Source organism: Lentiprolixibacter aurantiacus (genome assembly GCF_026241225.1).
Lineage (GTDB): Bacteria > Bacteroidota > Bacteroidia > Flavobacteriales > Flavobacteriaceae > Lentiprolixibacter > Lentiprolixibacter aurantiacus.
Genome location: NZ_JAPFQP010000002.1, coordinates 238949 through 259201, shown reverse-complemented (window position 1 = coordinate 259201; position 20253 = coordinate 238949). Strand labels below are relative to the sequence as shown.

The 20253-nt window shown below is 44.2% G+C and carries 14 protein-coding genes; 2 read left to right on the top strand and 12 right to left on the bottom strand.

All coding sequences use genetic code 11. The annotated features are described in order from the left end of the window. Positions 1–4 precede the first annotated feature (4 nt). Both OO016_RS08270 and OO016_RS08265 read right to left on the bottom strand, forming a co-directional pair. Entirely contained in the window at positions 5–667 is a 663-nt protein-coding gene (locus OO016_RS08270) for an N-acetylmuramoyl-L-alanine amidase (RefSeq protein ID WP_266012334.1), read from the bottom strand. Beyond that, positions 664–4194 (bottom strand): VCBS repeat-containing protein, encoded by a 3531-nt coding sequence (locus OO016_RS08265; protein WP_266012332.1) that lies wholly within the window; start codon positions 4192–4194, stop codon positions 664–666. The genes OO016_RS08270 and OO016_RS08265 overlap by 4 nt, the downstream gene beginning before the upstream one ends. 91 nt (positions 4195–4285) lie before the next feature. Between OO016_RS08265 and OO016_RS08260 the strand changes: the two genes are divergently transcribed. Continuing rightward, positions 4286–5620 carry a serine hydrolase domain-containing protein gene (locus tag OO016_RS08260; protein WP_266012330.1) on the top strand — a complete coding sequence of 445 codons (1335 nt, stop codon included), beginning with the start codon at positions 4286–4288 and terminating at the stop codon, positions 5618–5620. A gap of 211 nt (positions 5621–5831) precedes the next feature. Here OO016_RS08260 and OO016_RS08255 read toward each other — a convergent pair whose 3' ends face one another. From OO016_RS08255 to OO016_RS08235, 5 genes are all read right to left on the bottom strand, one after another. Next, positions 5832–6671 carry a 1,4-dihydroxy-2-naphthoyl-CoA synthase gene (locus tag OO016_RS08255; protein WP_266012328.1) on the bottom strand — a complete coding sequence of 280 codons (840 nt, stop codon included), beginning with the start codon at positions 6669–6671 and terminating at the stop codon, positions 5832–5834. A 44-nt stretch (positions 6672–6715) separates the two neighbouring features. Beyond that, the gene (locus OO016_RS08250) at positions 6716–7999 is read right to left on the bottom strand and encodes a glycosyltransferase (protein ID WP_266012326.1); all 1284 of its coding nucleotides are present in this window, start codon (positions 7997–7999) and stop codon (positions 6716–6718) included. Next, complete coding sequence (locus OO016_RS08245) at positions 7983–9494, bottom strand: DEAD/DEAH box helicase (RefSeq protein ID WP_266012324.1); 1512 nt, start codon at positions 9492–9494, stop codon at positions 7983–7985. Before OO016_RS08245 ends, OO016_RS08250 begins: the two co-directional genes overlap by 17 nt. A 118-nt stretch (positions 9495–9612) precedes the next feature. After that, positions 9613–10542, bottom strand: a complete 930-nt coding sequence (locus OO016_RS08240) for a 2-hydroxyacid dehydrogenase (RefSeq protein WP_266012322.1) — start codon at positions 10540–10542, stop codon at positions 9613–9615. Positions 10543–10562: 20 nt separating this feature from the next. Beyond that, entirely contained in the window at positions 10563–11078 is a 516-nt protein-coding gene (locus tag OO016_RS08235; RefSeq protein ID WP_266012320.1) for a DUF6155 family protein, read from the bottom strand. Positions 11079–11261: 183 nt separating this feature from the next. Here OO016_RS08235 and OO016_RS08230 point away from each other — a divergent pair, with 183 nt between their 5' ends. Continuing rightward, a complete protein-coding gene (locus OO016_RS08230; protein WP_266012318.1) occupies positions 11262–12125 on the top strand; it encodes a sigma-70 family RNA polymerase sigma factor in 864 nt (287 codons plus the stop codon). Between the two features lie 442 nt (positions 12126–12567). Here the strand turns inward: OO016_RS08230 and OO016_RS08225 are convergent, their stop codons facing one another. Genes OO016_RS08225 through OO016_RS08205 form a run of 5 tightly spaced genes read right to left on the bottom strand, consistent with a single transcriptional unit; the run spans position 12568 to position 20252 of the window. Beyond that, on the bottom strand, positions 12568–13791 hold the full coding sequence (locus OO016_RS08225) for a YaiO family outer membrane beta-barrel protein (protein WP_266012317.1): 1224 nt from the start codon (positions 13789–13791) through the stop codon (positions 12568–12570). Beyond that, the gene (locus OO016_RS08220; RefSeq protein WP_266012316.1) at positions 13788–16175 is read right to left on the bottom strand and encodes a sulfatase-like hydrolase/transferase; all 2388 of its coding nucleotides are present in this window, start codon (positions 16173–16175) and stop codon (positions 13788–13790) included. Before OO016_RS08220 ends, OO016_RS08225 begins: the two co-directional genes overlap by 4 nt. Before the next feature lie 2 nt (positions 16176–16177). Beyond that, entirely contained in the window at positions 16178–17605 is a 1428-nt protein-coding gene (locus OO016_RS08215; RefSeq protein ID WP_266012315.1) for a glycosyltransferase family 2 protein, read from the bottom strand. After that, the gene (locus OO016_RS08210; protein ID WP_266012314.1) at positions 17598–19877 is read right to left on the bottom strand and encodes a HEAT repeat domain-containing protein; all 2280 of its coding nucleotides are present in this window, start codon (positions 19875–19877) and stop codon (positions 17598–17600) included. The genes OO016_RS08215 and OO016_RS08210 overlap by 8 nt, the downstream gene beginning before the upstream one ends. 3 nt (positions 19878–19880) lie before the next feature. Continuing rightward, positions 19881–20252, bottom strand: coding sequence for a response regulator transcription factor (locus tag OO016_RS08205; protein WP_266012313.1), 372 nt, complete (start codon positions 20250–20252; stop codon positions 19881–19883). Position 20253: the final 1 nt, after the last annotated feature.

Here is a 20253-nt window from a genome sequence, read left to right as displayed (position 1 = left end):
CGATTTAATTCGGTATCGGTTTGAAATTTAAATTTTTGGTAGCCTGGCGAACTTTCCGCATAAAATCAGGTCCCGGATCTTCCTTCTCGGTGCGGTAGCCGGCATCTTTTTCCAGCCATAACTCATGCCCTTCAAAGCGGGTGTATTCGTGATGGCCTATGAGGTACTCAATATCATATTTATTAGCCAGGTAATTAACCAGGAAGATATTAGCACTAATTTGTGCTTTGGTCATGGGTGTATCGGCTGTACCTCCCACATTCTCCACTCCTATCGCACAATGGTTCAGGCCAATGACATGCCTGGCCATGGTAGTCTCGGGCATAAGGCGGTAGATAGTTCCATCCCGGTCTACCATAAAATGGGAAGACACATTCAGGGAACCGGCCTGCTGTACATCCGAACGCGCCCCCGGCAATTGAGAGGAATTAAAGGTATCGAAGGATTCTTTCAAAGTTGGTATAGCCGTCCAGTGCAGCACAATCATCCTGGGGGCTATATCAGGGGTATCCTGATCAAGGCCATAACGATTTTTCAGGTACTCCAGGGTTAGTGCCTCCCTCTCAGAGTTGAATAAAATAGGTTTGTCAACTATTATTCTTTTTGGAGTTGCACAGGAAAAACTAATCAGCAAAAAACAAAGTACAAGAAAGAAGTTTTCTTTCATGAGTCTTCTCTATTAATTGTACGGGTAAGACCCTCTCTTGAAAAAAAGCGGATTTCCACCCATGATTCAGGTAACAGCAATACGCGGCTGCTATGGGAAAGATAGCCGGATCCGTAATAGGCCTCCCTTACAATTTCCTTACCATTGGCCAGCCTGATAATTGCTTTAGATTCCTCAGGGCGAAATTTTCGCGTATTGAAAGGCACATTTATCTGCAACAAGTTTAAACTGTCGTCATTGCGGGTTGAAATCACTGCCAGGCTGCCATTTGCCATTTGTATTAATCCAAGGGCCTTTCGATCGCCTTTAAGCACAAATCCATTTTTAGTGTTGCCGCGATGTACCTTTATCTCATCACTGCTGTATTCCATGTAGGCGCCTATAAAACTGCAAAAAGGACCATCTATAACATTGTTAGAGAATAGGTTCCCTGTCATAAATAGCTCATCTGAAGCATCTGCATTGACGTCTATTGCCAATGCTCCGAACAGGGGAGCAAACTGCGAATTGTTGGGAAGTTTGCTGAGTATTAGGCTATCCATACCATGATTGAGCAAAACCGAATGATGAGCGGTGTAGGACTTTAATTCCATATCGGCTTCCCAGGCTTCCGGGTCTTCGAACAGGTTTTCCTGATCAACAAGGGCATAACTTTCGTAATTGGGATATTTTAGGCGCATATTCGGCAATTGACTCAGAAATGCATCTCTGGATGGTACAGGGCGAAAACCGTCTATGTATTGTTTGAATAGAATTGGGTCTACAGAACCGTTCTGATCAAAATCTTTGGCTTTTAGAACCAGGGGTGTATCCTCATCAATTTTGTATTGATTGTTAGCGCCAAGATTTCCGAGAAGATAATCAATTCGGCCATCGGCATTCAGGTCCGATGGCGTAATGCTATTCCAAAACCCATTGGTCTTACCCAATTGCAGCTCTTCTGTTTTATTGACAAATTTCCCATCCCTGTTTTCCATAACCGTAACGGGCATCCATTCCCCTACCACAATCAGATCCAGATCATTGTCTGCATCAAAATCAGACCAAATCCCCTGGCTAACCATACCTATTTCTGATAATTCCGGTGCCACTTCGCTTGTTCTATCAATGAATCTGCCATCTTCGTTTACCAAAATAAAACTTGGAGGTGTAAGCGGATATGAACCTGGTATAACACGACCTCCAACAAACAGGTCCAGGTCTCCGTCCTCATCAAAATCAGCAGCATTTACAGCAGCCGTACTGAAGTTGAATTCAGGGAGGGCAGTTTGATGTCTTTTGAAATTCCCGGCTCCATCATTTTCATAGAGCCTGTCCTGGAACCTATCGGATTCCCCCTGAGCTGAAGCACCACCGGAGGCCACATAAAGATCCTGATCGCCGTCTCCATCAAAATCAAAGAACAGGCAGCCCATATCTTCATATTGGATATCAAAGCTATTTCCTGCATTTTTAAAGGTGCCGTCCCGCTGTTGCAGGAAAAGCCTGCCCGACTGCCCTTTAGCACCTCCAATGAAGCAATCCTCAATGCCATCTCCATTAACGTCGGCAACGGCAAGACCCGGACCCAGTTTGGAATGCTGATGTGGCAACAGAAATTGTTGATGGAAATCTACCTGGGTGTTTTCACTGTGGACAAAATTTAGGCCGGAAGCATCGGTAATATCTGTGAAAAGGGGCTCAGTCAGAGGTAATTCCTTCTGCTCCATAACCGGGACAATGTCGCTATAGGCGATGAACAACAAGCTATCTGCCTGGGAAATTTCATGATAGCTGATTTCTGAATTAGGCCAAACAACTTTTAACCTCTTTTCCCCTTTAGCGGTGCCTAATCCAAAATGTATAGTTCGTTCGCAGGATGAGAGGTAACCACGGTACGGATTTAGTTCCACTAGTTGTTGATCATCTTTGCCCTCCAGATAGACCCTGGCACCTATTCCATTTAAATTTTCACCCTGATACTGCAGCTTCACCTTGACAAAATGATTGTCTTTACCGTTACTCAGATTTTCATAGAACATAGCCGGCATGTCAATGTTGCTAATCACCAGGTCCATATCCCCATCATTGTCGAAATCCCCAACAGCACTACCGTTACTGTATGTTGGCTTGTCGAACCCCCATTCCTTAGTGGTATTCACAAAGTTAAGATCACCCTGGTTTTTGAAGGAATAGTTGGCTAATGGGATGCCAGGGGTGTTGTTGATCTCTTCAATTTGTCTTTTGATGTCTGATCCAGGGTTAACAAAGGGGGAAAACTCGTCATAATTAATGTAATCCAGGTTACCCAGTTCACGCCTGAAACCGTTAGTGACATACAAATCCTTTAAACCGTCATTGTCAAAATCAACAAAAAGCGGGCTCCAGCTCCAGTCGGTCCTGGAAATTCCTGCCAGGTGCCCTATTTCAGAAAATGTCCCATCACCATTATTGAGCTGAAGAACGTTTCGGCTAAACTGCGGATGATATCCCATATTCAGGACCATCTGGTAGAAGTTGTAATTGGTAGTTGTTACCAGTGTCTTCTCCCTGTAGCTATCTTCAGGAAGCATATCCAATGTATAAAGATCCAGCAAACCATCGTTGTTAATGTCGGCAACATCATTGCCCATGCTAGCGTAACTGGTCACATCTAAGGACGTTTTCAATACATTTTCAAAGGTGCCATCGCCTTTATTGAGGTAAAGGATATCGTTCGTGATAAAATCGTTTGTAACATATATATCTATCCAGCCATCTCCATTGAAGTCTGAGGTGTTGAGTCCCAAACTATAACCTTCAAAGAGAATTCCGGCTTTCCTGGACACCTCCCTGAATTTTCCATTTCCAAGGTTTTCGTAAAGCCTGTCAGTGCTTGTGGCCTCCCCGTTTACAGCCGGTTTTTTAACCCGGTTCATATAATAGAGTGTAAAATCTGTAGGGTTAATGGCCATAAAGGCATCCAAATCTCCATCCCGGTCATAATCGAAAAAGCTGGTATGCGTAGTTTGCGCTTTTTCATTTAATCCATAGACAGCAGCCTTTTCCGTAAAAGTGTTGTCTTTATTGTTGACAAACAAGAGGTTTTCCGTATTGCCCGAATTTATAAATCCCGAAACCGAAAGATAGATATCGTCATAGCCGTCTGCATTAATATCAACGACAGAGATTCCAGTGATCCAGCGATCTGTTTCCAGCCCTGCGTTTTGAGTGATGTCCTGAAAACGCAGACCTCCTTTATTGAGAAACAATTTACTACTTACCTGATTTCCACCGAAGAGCAGATCCTGCAATCCATCATTGTTTACATCAAGAACACCTACTCCAGCACCGGTATAAAAATTGGAAAACATCAGCATATTATGTGCGTAGCTTTCCGTAAGGGTATTAGTAAAAACTATGCCGCTATCTTTAGGTAAAACTTCCCGGAACAATTGGTCCTGCTTGGGTTTAGCACAGGAGAATAACAGGCCAAGAAGTAAAAAAGTAAATACAGGATGCAGGCTTTTCTTGTCAGCCATTACATTTCCACCAATATTTTTTGCCATTATTTTTGTTTCTCGATTTCCAAATATACCTTTAAAAATTCGTTGTAGGGAAGCTACAAAACACCTTTTGGTTGCAAATAAACATCATCATATGAAAAAGCTAAAAATTACCCTGCTGGTTCTACTGGCTATCTTAGCAATTACCGTATTTTTCCAATACCCCAAACTGAACATCATTTCCGGATATTCATCCAAATACCTGGTTTCACAGGTTTTTATTTCCGGAAGACAGGCCGAATCCGTGAAAGCAGCAGACCTTAGTGTTCCCTTGATTAAACTTGCCAATGCAGAAATTGACCTGGATAGCAAAGGTGCTGAGGCAAGTGTTTTTGGACTGAAGAAGCGCAGAGCCATATTCAGGGATGGTTTGGGAGGGCTGCTCCTTAATGATGATTATGAACTGGAGGATGATTACCCGAAGCCCATTCGGGACATAAAATTTGATTCCCTACCCTATCCTCTGGGTCATTTGCCAGAAAAGGATTCTCTCTTTTCAGAAATAGATTACCCAAAACTGGAGGCTGCTGTAGACCTGGCTTTTAAAGATCCCGAAATACAAAAAACCAGGACAATGTTGGTAATTTACAAGGATCACGTTGTTGCAGAGCGTTATGTGGATGGTTTTGGACCGGATACGCCTGTATTGGGCTGGTCAATGTCCAAAAGTGTTCTGGCCACCCTGTATGGAATACTGGAGTACCAGGGTAGGATTGAGCTGAACAGTCCTGCACCCATAATGAGCTGGCAGCAGGACAGTCGTAAAAACATTACCCTGAACCATCTGCTTCGTATGCAAAGTAGTCTGGCCTGGGATGAAGATTACAATTCCCTTTCCGATGTAAACCGCATGCTTTTTATGTCTGAGGATATGTCCCAATCCCAGGAAACCAAAGAACCCCTGGGCAAACCCGGTGATATCTGGAACTATTCCTCCGGCACTACTAACCTGCTCTCCGGCATACTTAGGAAGCATTCTGGCAGTTACCAGGAGTACCTCAATTTGCCTTATCGCGAACTGGCAGATAAAATAGGGATGCACAGCATGCTGATCGAAACAGACAAGGCCGGCAATTTTGTGGGTTCCTCTTATGCCTGGGCCAGTACCCGGGACTGGGGTAAGTTCGGTCTGCTCTATCTGCACAATGGAAACTGGAATGGAGAGCAACTGTTCGATGAAACCTGGGTGGAATACATTACCAGGCCTACAGATCACTCAGATGGAACCTATGGAGCGCATTTCTGGTTAAATGCTGGTGGCATGTACGCCGGAGTACCTCGCGACCTATATATGGCCAACGGTTACCAGGGGCAGCATGTCTTTATCATTCCTTCCAAGGACCTTGTGATCGTCAGAACCGGGCTGGCAGAATACCCGGAATTTGATTTACATACCTTCCTTGCAGAAATAGTAGCAGCCTTTCCCTAGTTGAAAAAGGAACTAATAACAGAAAATAGGTGCTTCACCACAAAAAAGGCCCTGCTGACAACAATAATTTCCTTTCCCTGATTAAAGCGGGTAAGTTTACTATGTATTTAATCAAGGAGTTAATTTTTTCATTTTCATATAGTGTTCTCGTAAAAGGGTCCTGATCGTAAAAGACAGGGCTCTTTTTAGTTTCAGACCCCTCTGCCCGCTCCTAAGGAATCCATTTGTCCTTGCCGAAGCTGGGTTTGCGTTTCTCCAGGAACGCATTCCTGCCTTCAACGGCCTCATCGGTCATATAAGCCAAACGAGTTGCCTCGCCGGCAAATACCTGCTGCCCAACCATCCCGTCATCGGTGAGGTTCATGGCGAATTTCAGCATTTTTATGGATGTTGGGGATTTTTCAAGGATCTCCTGAGCCCACTGGTAAGCAGTTTCCTCCAAGTCATCGTGGGGAATAACGGCGTTGACCATGCCCATTTCATAAGCATCATCAGCGGAATAATTCCTGCCCAGGAAAAAGATCTCGCGCGCTTTCTTTTGTCCTACCATCTTGGCAAGGTAGGCAGATCCATAACCTCCATCAAAACTAGTTACATCGGCGTCTGTTTGTTTGAAGATGGCGTGTTCCTTACTGGCAAGTGTTAGATCACATACTACATGCAGGCTATGACCTCCCCCAACGGCCCAGCCGGGAACCACGGCAATAACCACCTTGGGCATAAACCTTATGAGCCTCTGTACTTCCAGTATATTCAGCCGGTGATAGCCATCCTCGCCAACATATCCCTTATGTCCCCTTGCTTTCTGATCCCCTCCGCTACAAAAGGCGTATACGCCGTCCTTAGGGGAAGGTCCTTCGGCGGAAAGCAATACCACGCCAATGCTGGTATCTTCCTGAGCATCATAAAATGCCTCGTAAAGCTCACTGGTTGTTTTGGGTCGGAAGGCATTGCGTACCTCTGGCCTGTTAAACGCTATACGGGCCACCCCGTTGCTTTTTCTGTAGGTTATATCTTCAAATTCCTTTACCGTTTTCCAATCCGCTTTCATTATATTTTATTTTATGCCGTTAAAGATATTGACTTATGCTGTTTTCAGGTTCCTGGATGCTGACTTTTTAGCTGGTTTTTTAAAGTAATCCATTTCGATAAATATTTGGTGCTCTGCATGCTGTGATGATGCAACATGGCTCCCAAGATATTCCGCAAACGATGCGCTTCAAGCTGATTTATCAGGTTTTTCAGGGTTTTTGATAATTCCATTCGCAAGCTATCGCCTCTGAATTTTCTGACTAAAAGTTTATCTCCCTCAAGCTGTTTTGATGTCCAGTCACTTTCATTGGTGTATAGCCGAACGGCTTCTTTGGCAAATTCCCGGGGTTCATCAAAGGTAAATCCAGGAGCATCATTGGGATCCCAGTATCCCTCTACCCCGGCTGTTGTGGACACAGAGGGCGTTCCATTCTCCAGTGCCAGGAGTAATTTTCCTTTCAGACCGGCCCCATACCGGAGTGGTACAAGATTAACCCGGACCTGTTGCATTGCCCTGTTCGCGTCTTCAACATACCCTTTTACTAGAAAGCCTTCTTTGGGTTGGTGAAGTGCCAAAATTTTATCCGGCAGATAGGCTCCGTATATATCAATATGGGCAAAAGGCATAAGTTCCCTGATAATTGGCCAAATATTGCCCTTCAGATATGCAATAGCATCTGTATTGGGCTGATGCCTGCCATTGCCTATAAACATAAAGCCCTGCCGGGATGCGTATCCGGGGCGCTCCACAGCAGATTGCCTTTCTCTATTGATCCAAAATGGCAGGTAAAGCAATAGCTCTGATGGGACACCAGCCTGCTCCTGCAGCAGCTGCATCTCCACTTCTGAAATGATGAGGGATAAATCACAGCGGTAGATACTGGCAAGTTCCCTTTTGGTCTGATCCAGTTTAAACCAGTCGGCTAAAGCAAATGCCCGGTCAGCTTTCACAGCCTTTTCCCTTGCTATCCTCAGAGAATGCAAATCCTCTGTATCCAAAACACGAACACAATGAGGCAGCGTTTCTGCTACTCTCCAGCCAAATTGTTCTTCTGTGATGTAACGATCAAACAGGGCCACATCAGGATTAAGGTTCTTTAGAAAAACATCAAACTGCTCATCGTTCAGCCCGATGGGTACAAAACTTACACCCAGGGCATTGAGGTCTGCTGCCTTGTCTGATTTTGCGGAAGTACACGCAAAGGTCAGCTCCCATTTTAATTCTAAAAAATAATCGATGAGCTGCATCATTCGGACCCCTGCTGCAGTTGCCTTTGGTTCTGGCCAGGAATGCCCTATAATCAGTAGTTTTTGCCTGCCCATATCTTCATTACATCCGGGCGGCAAACATTTGGGAGATTTTAAGCCGCAATTTCCTTTCGTAATCTTCCTCCAACCAATCCTTGTAGTTCTTGGTGTTGTTCATGATGCAGTAGCAATATTGCCTCACGCGATAAGATATTTCTTCTTTGAGTTTCTTGGCAAGGATGCGGGCGTCGAAAACATCTTCGCTGTTTTCCACACAAATCCGGGCATGCTGTTCTATACTCCGCTCCAGGACGGTTTTACTTTTGATACCTTTGGCGAAAGCCGCCTTATATTCTTCTTTTATATCGAAGTCTATTGACTCCGATTTGGCAAACTCATCCCTAAGCTCGGGTGGCATTTCATAGACGAATTCCCGCTCAATTTCCTCGTCGTTTTTGATGTTTTCCAGGAAGAAATCAGGGAAGTGGAATATTTCCTGCCAATCTATGGGAGCATCCCACTTTCCAAAACGCGCCATATTGTTCCCAAGGTCTACCACCGTAAACTCATCCTTATTGGGAAGTATGCGTGAGCCTCTTCCTATCATTTGGAAATAAAGCGTAAGAGAGCGTGTAGCACGGTTCAGGATAATGGTTTCAACCGTTGGTTCATCAAAACCGGTGGTGAGTATACTCACAGAAGTCAGAATGGCATCCGGGGTTTCCGAAAACCATTTCAATATTTCCTGTCGTTCGGATGGGGTATTCTTGTTATCCAGGTGCCGTATATCGTATCCCGCTTTTTTAAACACCTCGTATACATAGCGGGACGTACTGATACCATTGTTGAATATCAGTGTTTTAGTGCCTTTGGCTATTTCCTCATAAGCCTCCATCAGCTTGCCGAGCATATTCTGGGTGCTGTAGAGCTCGTCAGAGGACTTTACCGTATAATCTCCGCTAATACCCAGTTTTAGCGACCTCAGGCTTACATCATAGGAATAGACCTTGGCCCTGGCCAGGTATTTCTTTTCAATTAATGAGGCAATGGACTCCCCTACGATCAGCTTTTTATAGTGATCCTTCATGGGGAGCTTGATATTGGAACTCAGTGGGGTGGCGGTTACTCCAAGGATATTGGCTTCTTCAAAGTATTTAAAGAGTTTTCGAAAGGAATTGTAATGCGCCTCATCGATGATAACGAGCCCCACGTTCTTTAATTCCACCATTTCCTCCTGCAGCCTGTTGTTCAGGGTTTCCACCATAGCCACAAAACACTGATATTCATCCTGATCGCGCAATTCTTTAACATCACTGTTGATGATCAGGTTTTGCACTCCAAATCCATCCAGCATACGGGAGGTTTGCCTACTGAGCTCAATGCGATGCGTGAGGACCACTACCTTTTTCTTTTTCTGGGCGATATACCTTCTCGTAATCTCAGAAAAAACTACTGTCTTTCCACCGCCGGTGGGCAATTGGTATAAAAGGTTTAAGTTCTCTGGTGATTCTTCAAGGACCTTGAAGATGGCATTGAGATCCTGCAGCTGATAATCGTACAGCTTTTTTTCTATATTTTCCGTCTGAACTCGCAAAAAATGCCGACTTGTAGGGTTAAGTTAATACGTGATTTGCAGAGCTCTCACCGCTCCAATTTTGCAAAACTAGCCGATTTTTGTCCGTTAACGAAATTTCGATTCTTAAAGTTATCAATTAATATCCACGGGATGTGGATACCTGATTTTTCAGGGGCTGCCCTTCTTGCAGGCGATAATAGTTGTCCAGCAACTGAGGAACTACTGAATTGACATCTGATACACTGGCAACATGAGGACTCATATCTATTTTCGGATGTTGCCAGAAAGGATGATCTTCAGGAAGTGGTTCACGGGAAAATACATCCAGGAAAGCACCGGAAAGGTGTCCCTGTTCCAGCACCTCAAGCAAATCATCCTCTTCCAAATGACCGCCCCTGGCCACATTGATAACATAGGCTCCCTCGGGCAACTTCATAAAAAGTCCTTTGTTCAGTATTCCACGCGTATCAGGGGTAAGTGGCAACAGGCAAACCAGCAAATCCGTGCCCGACAAAAACGAGGTCAAGCCCTGTTCACCAGCAAAGCAGGAAACCTTGTCAATATCTTTTTCCGAACGGGCCCATCCCCTGACCTTAAAACCAAATCTAACCAGATCTACAGCCAGTCGGCAACCCAATTCTCCCAATCCCATAATGCCTACGGAAACTTCGCTTATACGCCTGTATTCCATAGGCAACCATTTTTTATTGGGCTGAATATGTTTAAAGACCAGTAAGTTTTTCAGCTGTGCCAGGATAACCGCAGTCACAAATTCAGACATATCGGCTGCCAGAACCGGATCAACAACACGGGTAATAGGCACACCTTCTGGTAAGCTGTTTTCTTCAAACAGGAAATCCACTCCTGCTCCAAATGAAGCTATGGCTCCAAGATTGGGGTAATGTGATAATACCCCATGGGGAGGTTTCCAAACTATGGCCATGGTTATTCTTTCGGGATCATGCTCCTCGTCATGGGCATATATTTCCAGCTCCGGGTCTGCCTTTAAAAGGGCTTCTTTCCAGGCCATGGTTTTGTGATCGTTCCGAATAATTACAATAGGCATAAAACGATTTATTTTATTTATTAATCCAGGTCCAGGATATCAATAGCCCTGTTAAAACCATCTTTTAGTGGCCATTCCTGAATACTGATTTCTTCATAAATAGAAAGAATTCGATCCTTAAAATCGGATAAAAGTGCCTCCTGTACCAAATACTGTGTAGCTTCTGTAAAAGAATTCAACATACTCCTGTAAAAAGCCTCAGGAACCTTTTTTTCCCGGGAAAAGGTCTGTGCTATCTCCAGGTTGAACAGCATGAGGTCGGCGATAAGGAAAGGTGCCATACCAAGGGTGCGAAACTGCCTGATATATTTCTGAGCTACAGACCTGCGCGCCCTGGGTCGCCTTCGCTTAACTGGAAAATATTCGTTGGAAATACGGGATTTAGCCTCCTGAATCAATTTATCCTCCTTTGGATTAAAAGCAAAATCATAGTACTTCTTGACTGGAGCAAAGCGCTCATACAGGTCCATAACCTGTTCCTCCAGGGCTGGTTTGGGAAGACTGGCCAGATATTTTTTGAGGGCCCTTTTACTCACACAACGAATATACGCATATCTGGAAAGGTCAGCATGTAAAACAATCGAGAACAGGACAAGGGTAACCTAGGGCTCTGGATACCTTTCTTATAACTCATGTATAAGAAATTTCAATTCCTTTTGGAAAAATAATAATAAAAGTGTATAATGAATGCTTGTAACCTTTAACTCCAAGATATACATATGAGGCAACTTAAGATCGTCAAGCAGGTAACAAACCGGGAATCCAAATCTTTAGACAAATATCTGCAGGACATCAGTAAAATTGAATTGATCACGGCTGCAGAAGAAGTTGAACTTGCCCAGCGCATAAGAGAGGGAGATCAGGCCGCCCTGGAAAAACTAACCAATGCCAACTTAAGATTTGTGGTTTCCGTTGCCAAACAATATCAGAATCAAGGCCTTAAATTACCCGACCTTATCAATGAAGGGAATGTGGGTCTTGTAAAGGCTGCCAAACGGTTTGATGAAACACGGGGATTCAAGTTTATCTCCTACGCCGTCTGGTGGATTCGACAATCCATATTGCAGGCACTGGCAGAGCAATCCAGGGTTGTGAGGCTACCCCTCAACAAAATCGGATCCATTAATAAGATCAAAAAGACTTTTTCCTACCTGGAGCAGGCGCATCAACGCCCTCCTTCAGCTGAGGAAATTGCCCAGGAACTGGACATGACCCTGACAGAGGTAAAACAATCGCTTAAGAATTCCGGTCGGCACATATCCATGGATGCACCGCTTAAGGAAGGTGAAGACGTGAACCTTTATGACGTGATGAATTCGGCCGAATCTCCAAGGCCAGACCGCGGCTTAATGCAGCAATCGCTGAATACGGAAATCAACCGTGCCCTGGACACACTGTCGCCAAGGGAGGCAGATGTGGTTAAACTATATTACGGTATAGGTGATCAGCCCTCCATGACACTGGCAGAAATTGGCCAGACATTTGATCTGACCCGGGAGAGAGTGAGGCAAATTCGTGAAAAAGCCATACGCAAACTAAGGCACAATTCCAGGAGTAAATTGTTGAAAAACTACCTGGGATAATCCCCACAGTACTCATAAAAAATAATGCCCCGGACTCCGGGGCATTACCATTTCATTTGTACACTAAATAAACCGCTAAGAATAGTTTAAACGGCTAATATCGTAATCCATAAGGATCTCGTTCAATCTTTCAATAAAGTTTACGTAATCGGCATTGTCGTTGTGTGTCGCCATAAGATTTGGAATTGGAAATAGCCGGTTGGACTACAGGTAGTCCAACTCAGCTAATTCGTTTAAACTTAAAATTTCATTCAATTCGCGGAGGAAATTCAAGTACTCCTCCCCGTAGGTATCGTATAACATGATAAGTCTGGGTTTAGGTATGCTTTAGGAGAAATCTCCTATTACATAACTTAAACTTAAGCTTCTTAGTATGTGGCTACAAAAAAATGTGGTGTACGCTGGCTTTTTTGTGGTTTGCTATAATGTGATGAAAAATTAGCTAAAATGCCACCTGATAGGTCATGCCAGCAGATAAAGCCCAGAAGAAATTACCCGGAGACGGAACATACTCCTGCCTTGTAATTCCCAGGTTAGCCCTGTAGCGATGCGCCTCATCCCGGGAAGTAAACTGGTATTCCAGCAGAAGCTGCTGACTTTCAATAAAAAACAGTGTTTCTGCCAGTAAGATGTTATTGGCACTCAGCTGCCTGAGTTCCGGCGCATAGCCTATTCCCAAATTAACACCCAGGTAATGGTATTTATTCCTTAAATACTTCCTGCCCAGTAAATTACCCGAAAATCCGGTTTGTCTGTTTGTAGGGGTAATGTATGGCCTTAGTGAGAAATAATAATCTCCCCGGTACAACCCAACAGAACCCGTAAGGATGGTCGTGGAGCTGTTAGTAAAACCGAGGTAACGCATACCTGCTGATAATTCCAGGGCGCTGGGCAAATTCAAATAGAGCTCTGCTCCTGCCCTGTGTGTGGGGTAGATCACATCGGCAGAATAGCCATAGTTTATATACCCGTGAAGTTTTTTGGACAATCTGGGGTAAACATCAATTTCATATTGTAAGCCGTTAGTATTGAATCTGTTACTATAGTTGATCCGGGGGATAAGTTTACCAATTTTTGTCTGTCGAGTATAGGCAACGGAGGCGTAAACCATGGGCTCGTAAAAGGCGTCAAACACGTCTACAGCATTGCCAAATTCCATGCTGTTTTTGGCAATGTTTACATCGGTTTCCTTTTCTGCTTCAGACCGGATACTCGCAGCTTTTTGCTTTCGTTTCATGCGGTGAATGATATCAGACTTAAGACTGATCAATGTGGCTTCATCAGGCAGGTATACTAATGCCTTGTTTACAAGGCCCAGAGCAATATGCTCATTTTCGGCATAGATCTCATTTTTTACCGCTGCCATCCAGACTTCTCTGTTTTCCCGTTCCCTTGAAGTGATGCGGTTGAATTGAGCTCTTGCCTCCGAATAAGCCCCATCCCAGGTATAAGTCTTCGCCAGGAGGCTTCGCACATCAGTATATTCGGGATAGGTTTTCAAAATAGACTGCAGGGTATCCCTGGCACCCTGATGGTCTCCTGAAAAAGCCATCTCCCGCGCTATGGAGAAGGATTTGTCCGGATCTCCATCAAAGGCGTACTCCTGGGCAATCAGACCAAAACAACTGAACATTACTGTAATAATTATGTAAACCCAGTTCTTCATGGTTCTGTTTTATCATTTTGGCTTACTGGTCCATTACCTTCTATCATTGCCCTTAGCCCGGACTGTTCCTTTAACCGGTTATATGCCCTTTTTATTTTGATCTTTAGCTGAGTAGACTTTAGTCCATGAAGTTCAATCTGCCGTTCCAATAAGGGGACTTTGTTGTTCTGTCCAGACCAGAAGTAAATATCGAGCAAGGCAGAATAAGCATCGGTATATACCGGGTACTTCTGCACTGTACGCTCCAGCAATTCTACCGCTTTGCTATACTGACCCTGCCATCCATAAACACGACCCATGAGGACTTCTGTATCCACATGCCCGGGTACCTTATTCAGGATGTATCTGCATAAGAGCAATGCTCTTTCCCTGTCTCCATCCAGAGCCAGGTCTCTTGCGGTTTCGTAGGCATTGTCATAATCCTTACCGTGGAATACACTGTTGATCCAAACCTGTTCCTCTGCCGAAGGAGGATCAATTTTATTAGCAAACAAGCAATAAGCCTCTGGTATTAATTTATTTTCCCGGGTGACGTATTTGTTTACGGACCGGAAGTAATCTAGTTTCTCACGGATAGAATCCTTCAATTCTCCGTCTTTAACCTGTATTGGACGTAAGGCTCCATCCAGACTGAATAATTTGTTACCTGAAAGAAAGTATCTGCCGGAAATGAAGTCCTTGATTCCCTTCCCGTATCGATACAGGGGCACCGTTTTCTCGGCATCAAATACCCGATTCCCCGTGAGCTGATTTCCCAGCCAGGAAACCTGTTCCGGTAGTTTTACGGCATAGTGTTTATGGAGCATCTGTAACAACGCAGGAGCAATATCAGCATGTGAAACAAGAGGTTTCATTGTCTTTGGCTCCCTTACCATAGGGCTGTAAATGAACAAAGGCACCCTATAGCGGTTCAGTTCGTCAGCACCAGGCAATTCAGTTACATTATGGCTTCCGGTAATCACAAAAAGGGTGCGTTGGTATTCAGGTAGCCTGCTATAATTGCGTATCAGTTCTTTTATGGCTTCATCTGTATATAATAAACTCGCAAAAAGAGATTTGCTTTTCCTGATCCTCCTGGCGATTTGATCAGGAAATTTTTCCTTTTTCAGAATTTCGTCTACCCGGGATTGATATTTCAGGCTCTCCGGGATCAGGTAGGGACTTTGAGAACTCAGATTCAGGAAAACCTCGATACGAGGCTTTGCAGCTGGTTTCTGCATGGAGGCCCAGTTCCGGAAAAGTTCCTTATCTGGGTATCCCAGGGAAATTCCAGCTCTGTCTTCTTCCTGTCGGGTGAAATTATCCCCGAAATTTTTCTGATCCACAACCAGGTCCACATGTTCTTCAAACAGGAACCTGTCCAGCTGATGCAGAGCAGTATTGCCCCCATAATAGAAAGAAGTATGATAACCGCTCTTTTTGAGGACACCAAACAAGGTATGCCGGTTAACGGGGTTTTCAAGCTTGGTAAAACCATTTTCCCCAAAGGGAAGGGAGCCCAGTATTGTTGGTAAAGCCGCATGACTCTCTCCGGTATTGCTCAAATGATTGGGCCAGAAAAGCGAATTATGTGCAAGGGAATTAAGGAAAGGCGTAAATCCTTCATAAATGGCATTATGCCCTATAAATTCAGCACCCAGGCCATCTACAACTATAAATACCAGGTTGGGTTTTTCGCCAAGTAAATTGAAATAATCCCCAAGTCCGTCCAGCGGAACAAATGGCCTGGACAGGGGATATTCTTCTTCCCCTTCATACTCATCCCAGCTAAATGCTTCATTGATGACTGCAGCAAGCAGGTGTTGTGTTTTATTTTCGTTGACAGGCTTTTTGTTTGTGGCCAGCGTGGCCAGGAACAAGCTGAGCAGAATGATGGTAAAAGGGTACATCCTGCTAATTGCCCGATATACAGAAGAAGTCAGGCGGTAAAAAAGGTGAAACCATATGGCAGATGCAATGGTATATGCCAGTAGCAATAGCATAAAGTTGCCTAAAGACGTTAAGGTGAAATAGCGTCCCCAGAACCCGGACTCTAGTATTTCGTAATGCTGCAGATAAAACTCCATCAGCAAACCTTCAATCACCAGCAAAACCCAGAAGGCATAGCCCATAAGCCTAAATCCTTTTTCAGGCTTGCTTTTTCTGTAGAGATTAAAGACAACAACCCCGATCAGGGCTACCAGGGATGCAAATCCGGAATGATGCAAGAATGACAGGAACAGGCTTTTAGTGAATATCCCATCCAGTACACCTTCACTGAATAAACGAACATTTTGATAAAGGGACAGCAGGGATAGCGTGAGGAAAAAAGCCAAGGCCAACTGAATATACTCCTTCAGCCCTGTTTTACCATTTTTCACTTTTATTTGACCTGTAAAACCCATTACTATCCTTTTACAAAGCCTTTACGCACCTGGGATCCCCAGCCGGCATTAATCTTAAATAATTTCTTGTAGTTTCCTCGAATAGATGACCAGACCACTATGGGATGAAAAACAAAGGGTTCAACCAAAGCACAAAATATTAGGGTTACAAGGTCCCTGATACGGGTATACTGGTTATAGGTATATACCTCCCAAAGTATAGCATAAAGCGAAAACATTACTGAGAAGGTATAAATGGTCAGCGTAATGGCGATGAAGAATTCTAAGTTCAGAATACCCAGGTAATAAAAGAGCAGGATTGAAATGAATCCGAAGAATTCCAGTATGGGAGCCAGCCATTCATAAAAAAACCAGTACGGATAGCTCATCATACCCAGTCGGCCATAGCGTGGGTTGAAGAACATGTCCTTGTGCTGGTACAGGGTCTCCAGGTTACCGCGAGCCCATCGATCGCGCTGATTGATTAATATTTTGGTACTTTCGGGCACCTCTGTCCAGCAAAGTGGATCCGGAATGTATTCAACGGTGTAAGGAAGATCTCGGTCGTGCATATAGCGCCTCATTCGAAATACAATCTCCATGTCCTCCCCTACTGTTTTGGTATTATAGCCGCCTGCAGCCAGGGCAATTTCCCGGTCAAAAAAACCAAATGCTCCCGAAATGATCAGGAGACTGTCAAGGCGTCCCCAGGCCATCCTTCCCAGAAGAAAGGACCTCGTGTACTCGAGCAATTGAAATTTAGCCAGCCAGTTCTTTGGAAGTCGGATCTTCTCCAGTTGTCCCCCTGATATTTTACAGCTATTAGCAATACGAATAACGCCTCCCACAGCTATCACTCGTTTTTCTGAACGCTGATAAAATGCCTTTACCACATGAAGCAAGGCCTCTGGCAATAAGAGGCAATCTACATCGATACATCCAACATACCTGTTTTCAGAAAGTCGCATCCCTGTATTAAGGGCGTCAGATTTACCCCCATTAACTTTATCAATAACGGTGAGCCTGGAAAAGGAACGCTGGCGTGATTTATAGATACCTTTGATGGGTTTGCAAGGCCAGTTGGGGTCAATGCTCTTATCAACCTTCACCAGATCGTAAGCGTCGATCATTTTTTTCAGGGTATCGTCCCTGCTTCCGTCATTGACTACCATCACTTCGTAATTCACATACTGCAGTGATAGTAAAGACCTGATATTTTCCACTATGGTCAGTGCTTCATTGTAGGCCGGGGCTATTATGGTAATACCAGGTGAAATAGGCGAAGCCATTACTTTAGAAAAATCACCAAAGCTGTTCTTCTTTCGGTAATGTATAGAATTGAGAGTAGACAGGTAGGCCATGCCGGTAAATAGCAATACCAGCATGATACTGAATATCAGAAATACAATATTGATGTAATCCAGGATCATATGGAACATCCCGCTATCCATAGACTTTTTCCAATATTTTATGCGTTAGGGAGATAAAGTTGCCAAGAAAATTTCCCGGATTTTCAGCTTTTTTCTCTACCGGCTGTTTGGATCGCCTTGCTATAAGTTCTGGTTCATCTTCATCAGGGTCCCGGAAACAATCCTCTTCCGGCTCAAAGCTAAGCTCAAACAGGACATCGGGAACAGCCTGCTCATTTACCCGGGCTCCACTGACCACTACCGGTTCTTCTTTTGATTTCTGCTGTTCCAGTTGTTTACTTAAATCTGCAAGAATTTTTGAGGCTTTTTTTTGTACGAGCTCTGAGGGGTCGTCCGATAAAGTTTTCAGAAAGTACACCTCCTTTTCGTCCCCTACAGCCAGCACTTCATCTAAAAGTATGAGCTTGGATTCTGTATCGGCAGTGCGGAAAAGTTCCTGGAAAATGCTAAACCCGTAAAGTTCTTCCTGATCTTCAAGCTTCCCGCTTATCACAGCTTTTTCCTTTTTCTCCATGCTAACCTCCAGGTTCTTGCTTGCAATAGCGGACCAGTCTATGGCCTTCACCGCTTCAAAGGACTCTTCAGGTGGTACCTGAAGGCTATAGTTTTCAGTTGGTTTGTCTGCTCTGTCAAATGCTTCCGGAACCTTGTACCTGAGTGTCTCAGCAATGACCTCAATAGATCTTAAATCAGGATCACCCATGTCTTCCTCTTCCGGTATACCGGGATCATCAACAAGAATGGGAAGGAAATTCAGGTTAAAAGCGTCATCTTCTTCCTGTTCTGGTTTGCCTTCGATTTCTATTTCTAGCAATGCCTCAATTTCGCGGGTAATGCGTTCTTCAGCATGCAGCGGGTAATCACAATTATAAGTGGGCCCTGATGAGTTTTCGGTTGTTGGTTGTTTTGGTGTGGCAGTTTCCTGTATTTCTTCTTTTGCCTCGGAAATAACCAGGGGCAGGAAATCTAGGGGAAGTGTACCGGGATCACCAGATTTCAACAAGGGTTCTCCAATTTCCTGAATGAGGTCCCGGAATTCTTCCAGGCAACATTGACTAAAGATTAGCTCGTCTTCAAAATCCGGGTCCAGAAAATCCTCCCATTGTTCGGGGTTTTTTGGAAGATCCGGTTTTGGGAGATGCACAGAAAGTGCTTCTTTTTCCTTTTGCTTCATGTTTTCAGGTTTGTCCTGGGGTGCGGTGTTTATAATTTCTTTAGTGGTTTCAATGCCTTCATCGGGAAGGATTGTTTCTGGTTTTAATGTATTTATAACGCTTAATGCTTTACCGGAGATGATATGGGTAGAGCTATTATTTGCAATGTTTTGCAAAAAATGAATATCGCTCAGGTCTCCGAGCAATCCAATCGAATCGAGTATTAAGAGCTTTACTTCTTCATTCCCTTTGGAAAAGGCCTTTTTAAGTGTATCTACAGCTTCCTGTAAATTGAATTCCCTTATGCACTGTATAGCTTCTATTCTGATATGCTGGTTCTTATGGTTTACCAGCCGGATAATCGCCTTTGCGGCATCATTCTGCTTGTAGTATTTGATTAGCCGAAGTGCAAATAGCACCACATCAGTATTTTTTGAGGTAAGCCAGTTCTTGAATTTAGGGGGCTCAAACCCTTCCAAATGGCGTATCACATCCAGTAATTTCAATTGCTGCCATTCTGAAATGGGGTATCTGTTGGAATCCAGGAAGTAGTTAATGCCTTCATTTTTCAAGGATACCGTGGCAATCTGGGCTTGCTTTCGGACAACGCTCCTTCGGTGGTTAATGTGCTTTTTTATGAGGCCATAAGCTTCCTTTATCTCCATTTGGGTAAGTTCCAGTATAGCTCCGGACAAGACTTGCCACTTGCTACTCCTTAGCCTCTTAATGGCATTTTCCTGTAGCCCCAGGTCTGAATAAAGATTCAGCAGTTCCTTTCGTGCACTACCGGAGACATCTTTTTTCAAATCCCGCAATACCTCGCTCAATACGGTTCGGGTTAGTCCATCCTTGAGCAACTGCCGAATCTGGATTTTGAGCTGAACATACTCCTGTCTGGCCTCAAGCGGATCCTCTTCGGTGTAGAACAGGAATTTACTGATCATAGGAGCGAGCTCCTTTTTTCGCCCGGCTTCCCGGGATGTTTTGTTATTTATGCGGTTACGGAAATAAAATACAGAACTCAGGTATGCCAGCGTAAGGAACAGGAATGTTGCCGTCATATACCAAAGAAGATCCTCAGGAACAGTAGTTGTGTTCCATTGAAGAGGGCCGGTATATGTGCTCAGTACCTTATACAATGTTTAAGCTTTATTCAGTTCTCTGTTTACGCGCACCAACAATTCTGATGGATTCACCGGCTTGGCAATAAAGTCGTTTGCTCCAAGTTCAAAGGCGCTCAGTACATTTTCCTCGTTGCCCGCTGTAGAAATAACAATAACCGGTATTTGGGAATGCAGGGTATTGCGCAAAAAATCGACCAGTTCTATCCCTGAGAAATAGGGCATCATGATATCACTAACAATAATATCAGGGGTTTCTTTTGACAGGTACTCCTTTACTTCTTTTCCATCCTGGGCCAGGATTACTTCGAAACCCGCCAGTTTTAAGCGGTATTCCAGCAATGAGGCCAGTAATTCATCGTCTTCTGCGAGTAAAAGGTGTTTTTTAACCATG

Bases quoted from the DNA above. Each gene is read 5' to 3' on its own strand.
- OO016_RS08270 (WP_266012334.1), bottom strand. From the start codon at position 667: ATGAAAGAAAACTTCTTTCTTGTACTTTGTTTTTTGCTGATTAGTTTT.
- OO016_RS08215 (WP_266012315.1), bottom strand. From the start codon at position 17,605: ATGGATAGCGGGATGTTCCATATGATCCTGGATTACATCAATATTGTA.
- OO016_RS08225 (WP_266012317.1), bottom strand. From the start codon at position 13,791: ATGAAGAACTGGGTTTACATAATTATTACAGTAATGTTCAGTTGTTTT.
- OO016_RS08220 (WP_266012316.1), bottom strand. From the start codon at position 16,175: ATGGGTTTTACAGGTCAAATAAAAGTGAAAAATGGTAAAACAGGGCTG.
- OO016_RS08260 (WP_266012330.1), top strand. From the start codon at position 4,286: ATGAAAAAGCTAAAAATTACCCTGCTGGTTCTACTGGCTATCTTAGCA.
- OO016_RS08205 (WP_266012313.1), bottom strand. From the start codon at position 20,252: ATGGTTAAAAAACACCTTTTACTCGCAGAAGACGATGAATTACTGGCC.
- OO016_RS08255 (WP_266012328.1), bottom strand. From the start codon at position 6,671: ATGAAAGCGGATTGGAAAACGGTAAAGGAATTTGAAGATATAACCTAC.
- OO016_RS08265 (WP_266012332.1), bottom strand. From the start codon at position 4,194: ATGGCAAAAAATATTGGTGGAAATGTAATGGCTGACAAGAAAAGCCTG.
- OO016_RS08240 (WP_266012322.1), bottom strand. From the start codon at position 10,542: ATGCCTATTGTAATTATTCGGAACGATCACAAAACCATGGCCTGGAAA.
- OO016_RS08230 (WP_266012318.1), top strand. From the start codon at position 11,262: ATGAGGCAACTTAAGATCGTCAAGCAGGTAACAAACCGGGAATCCAAA.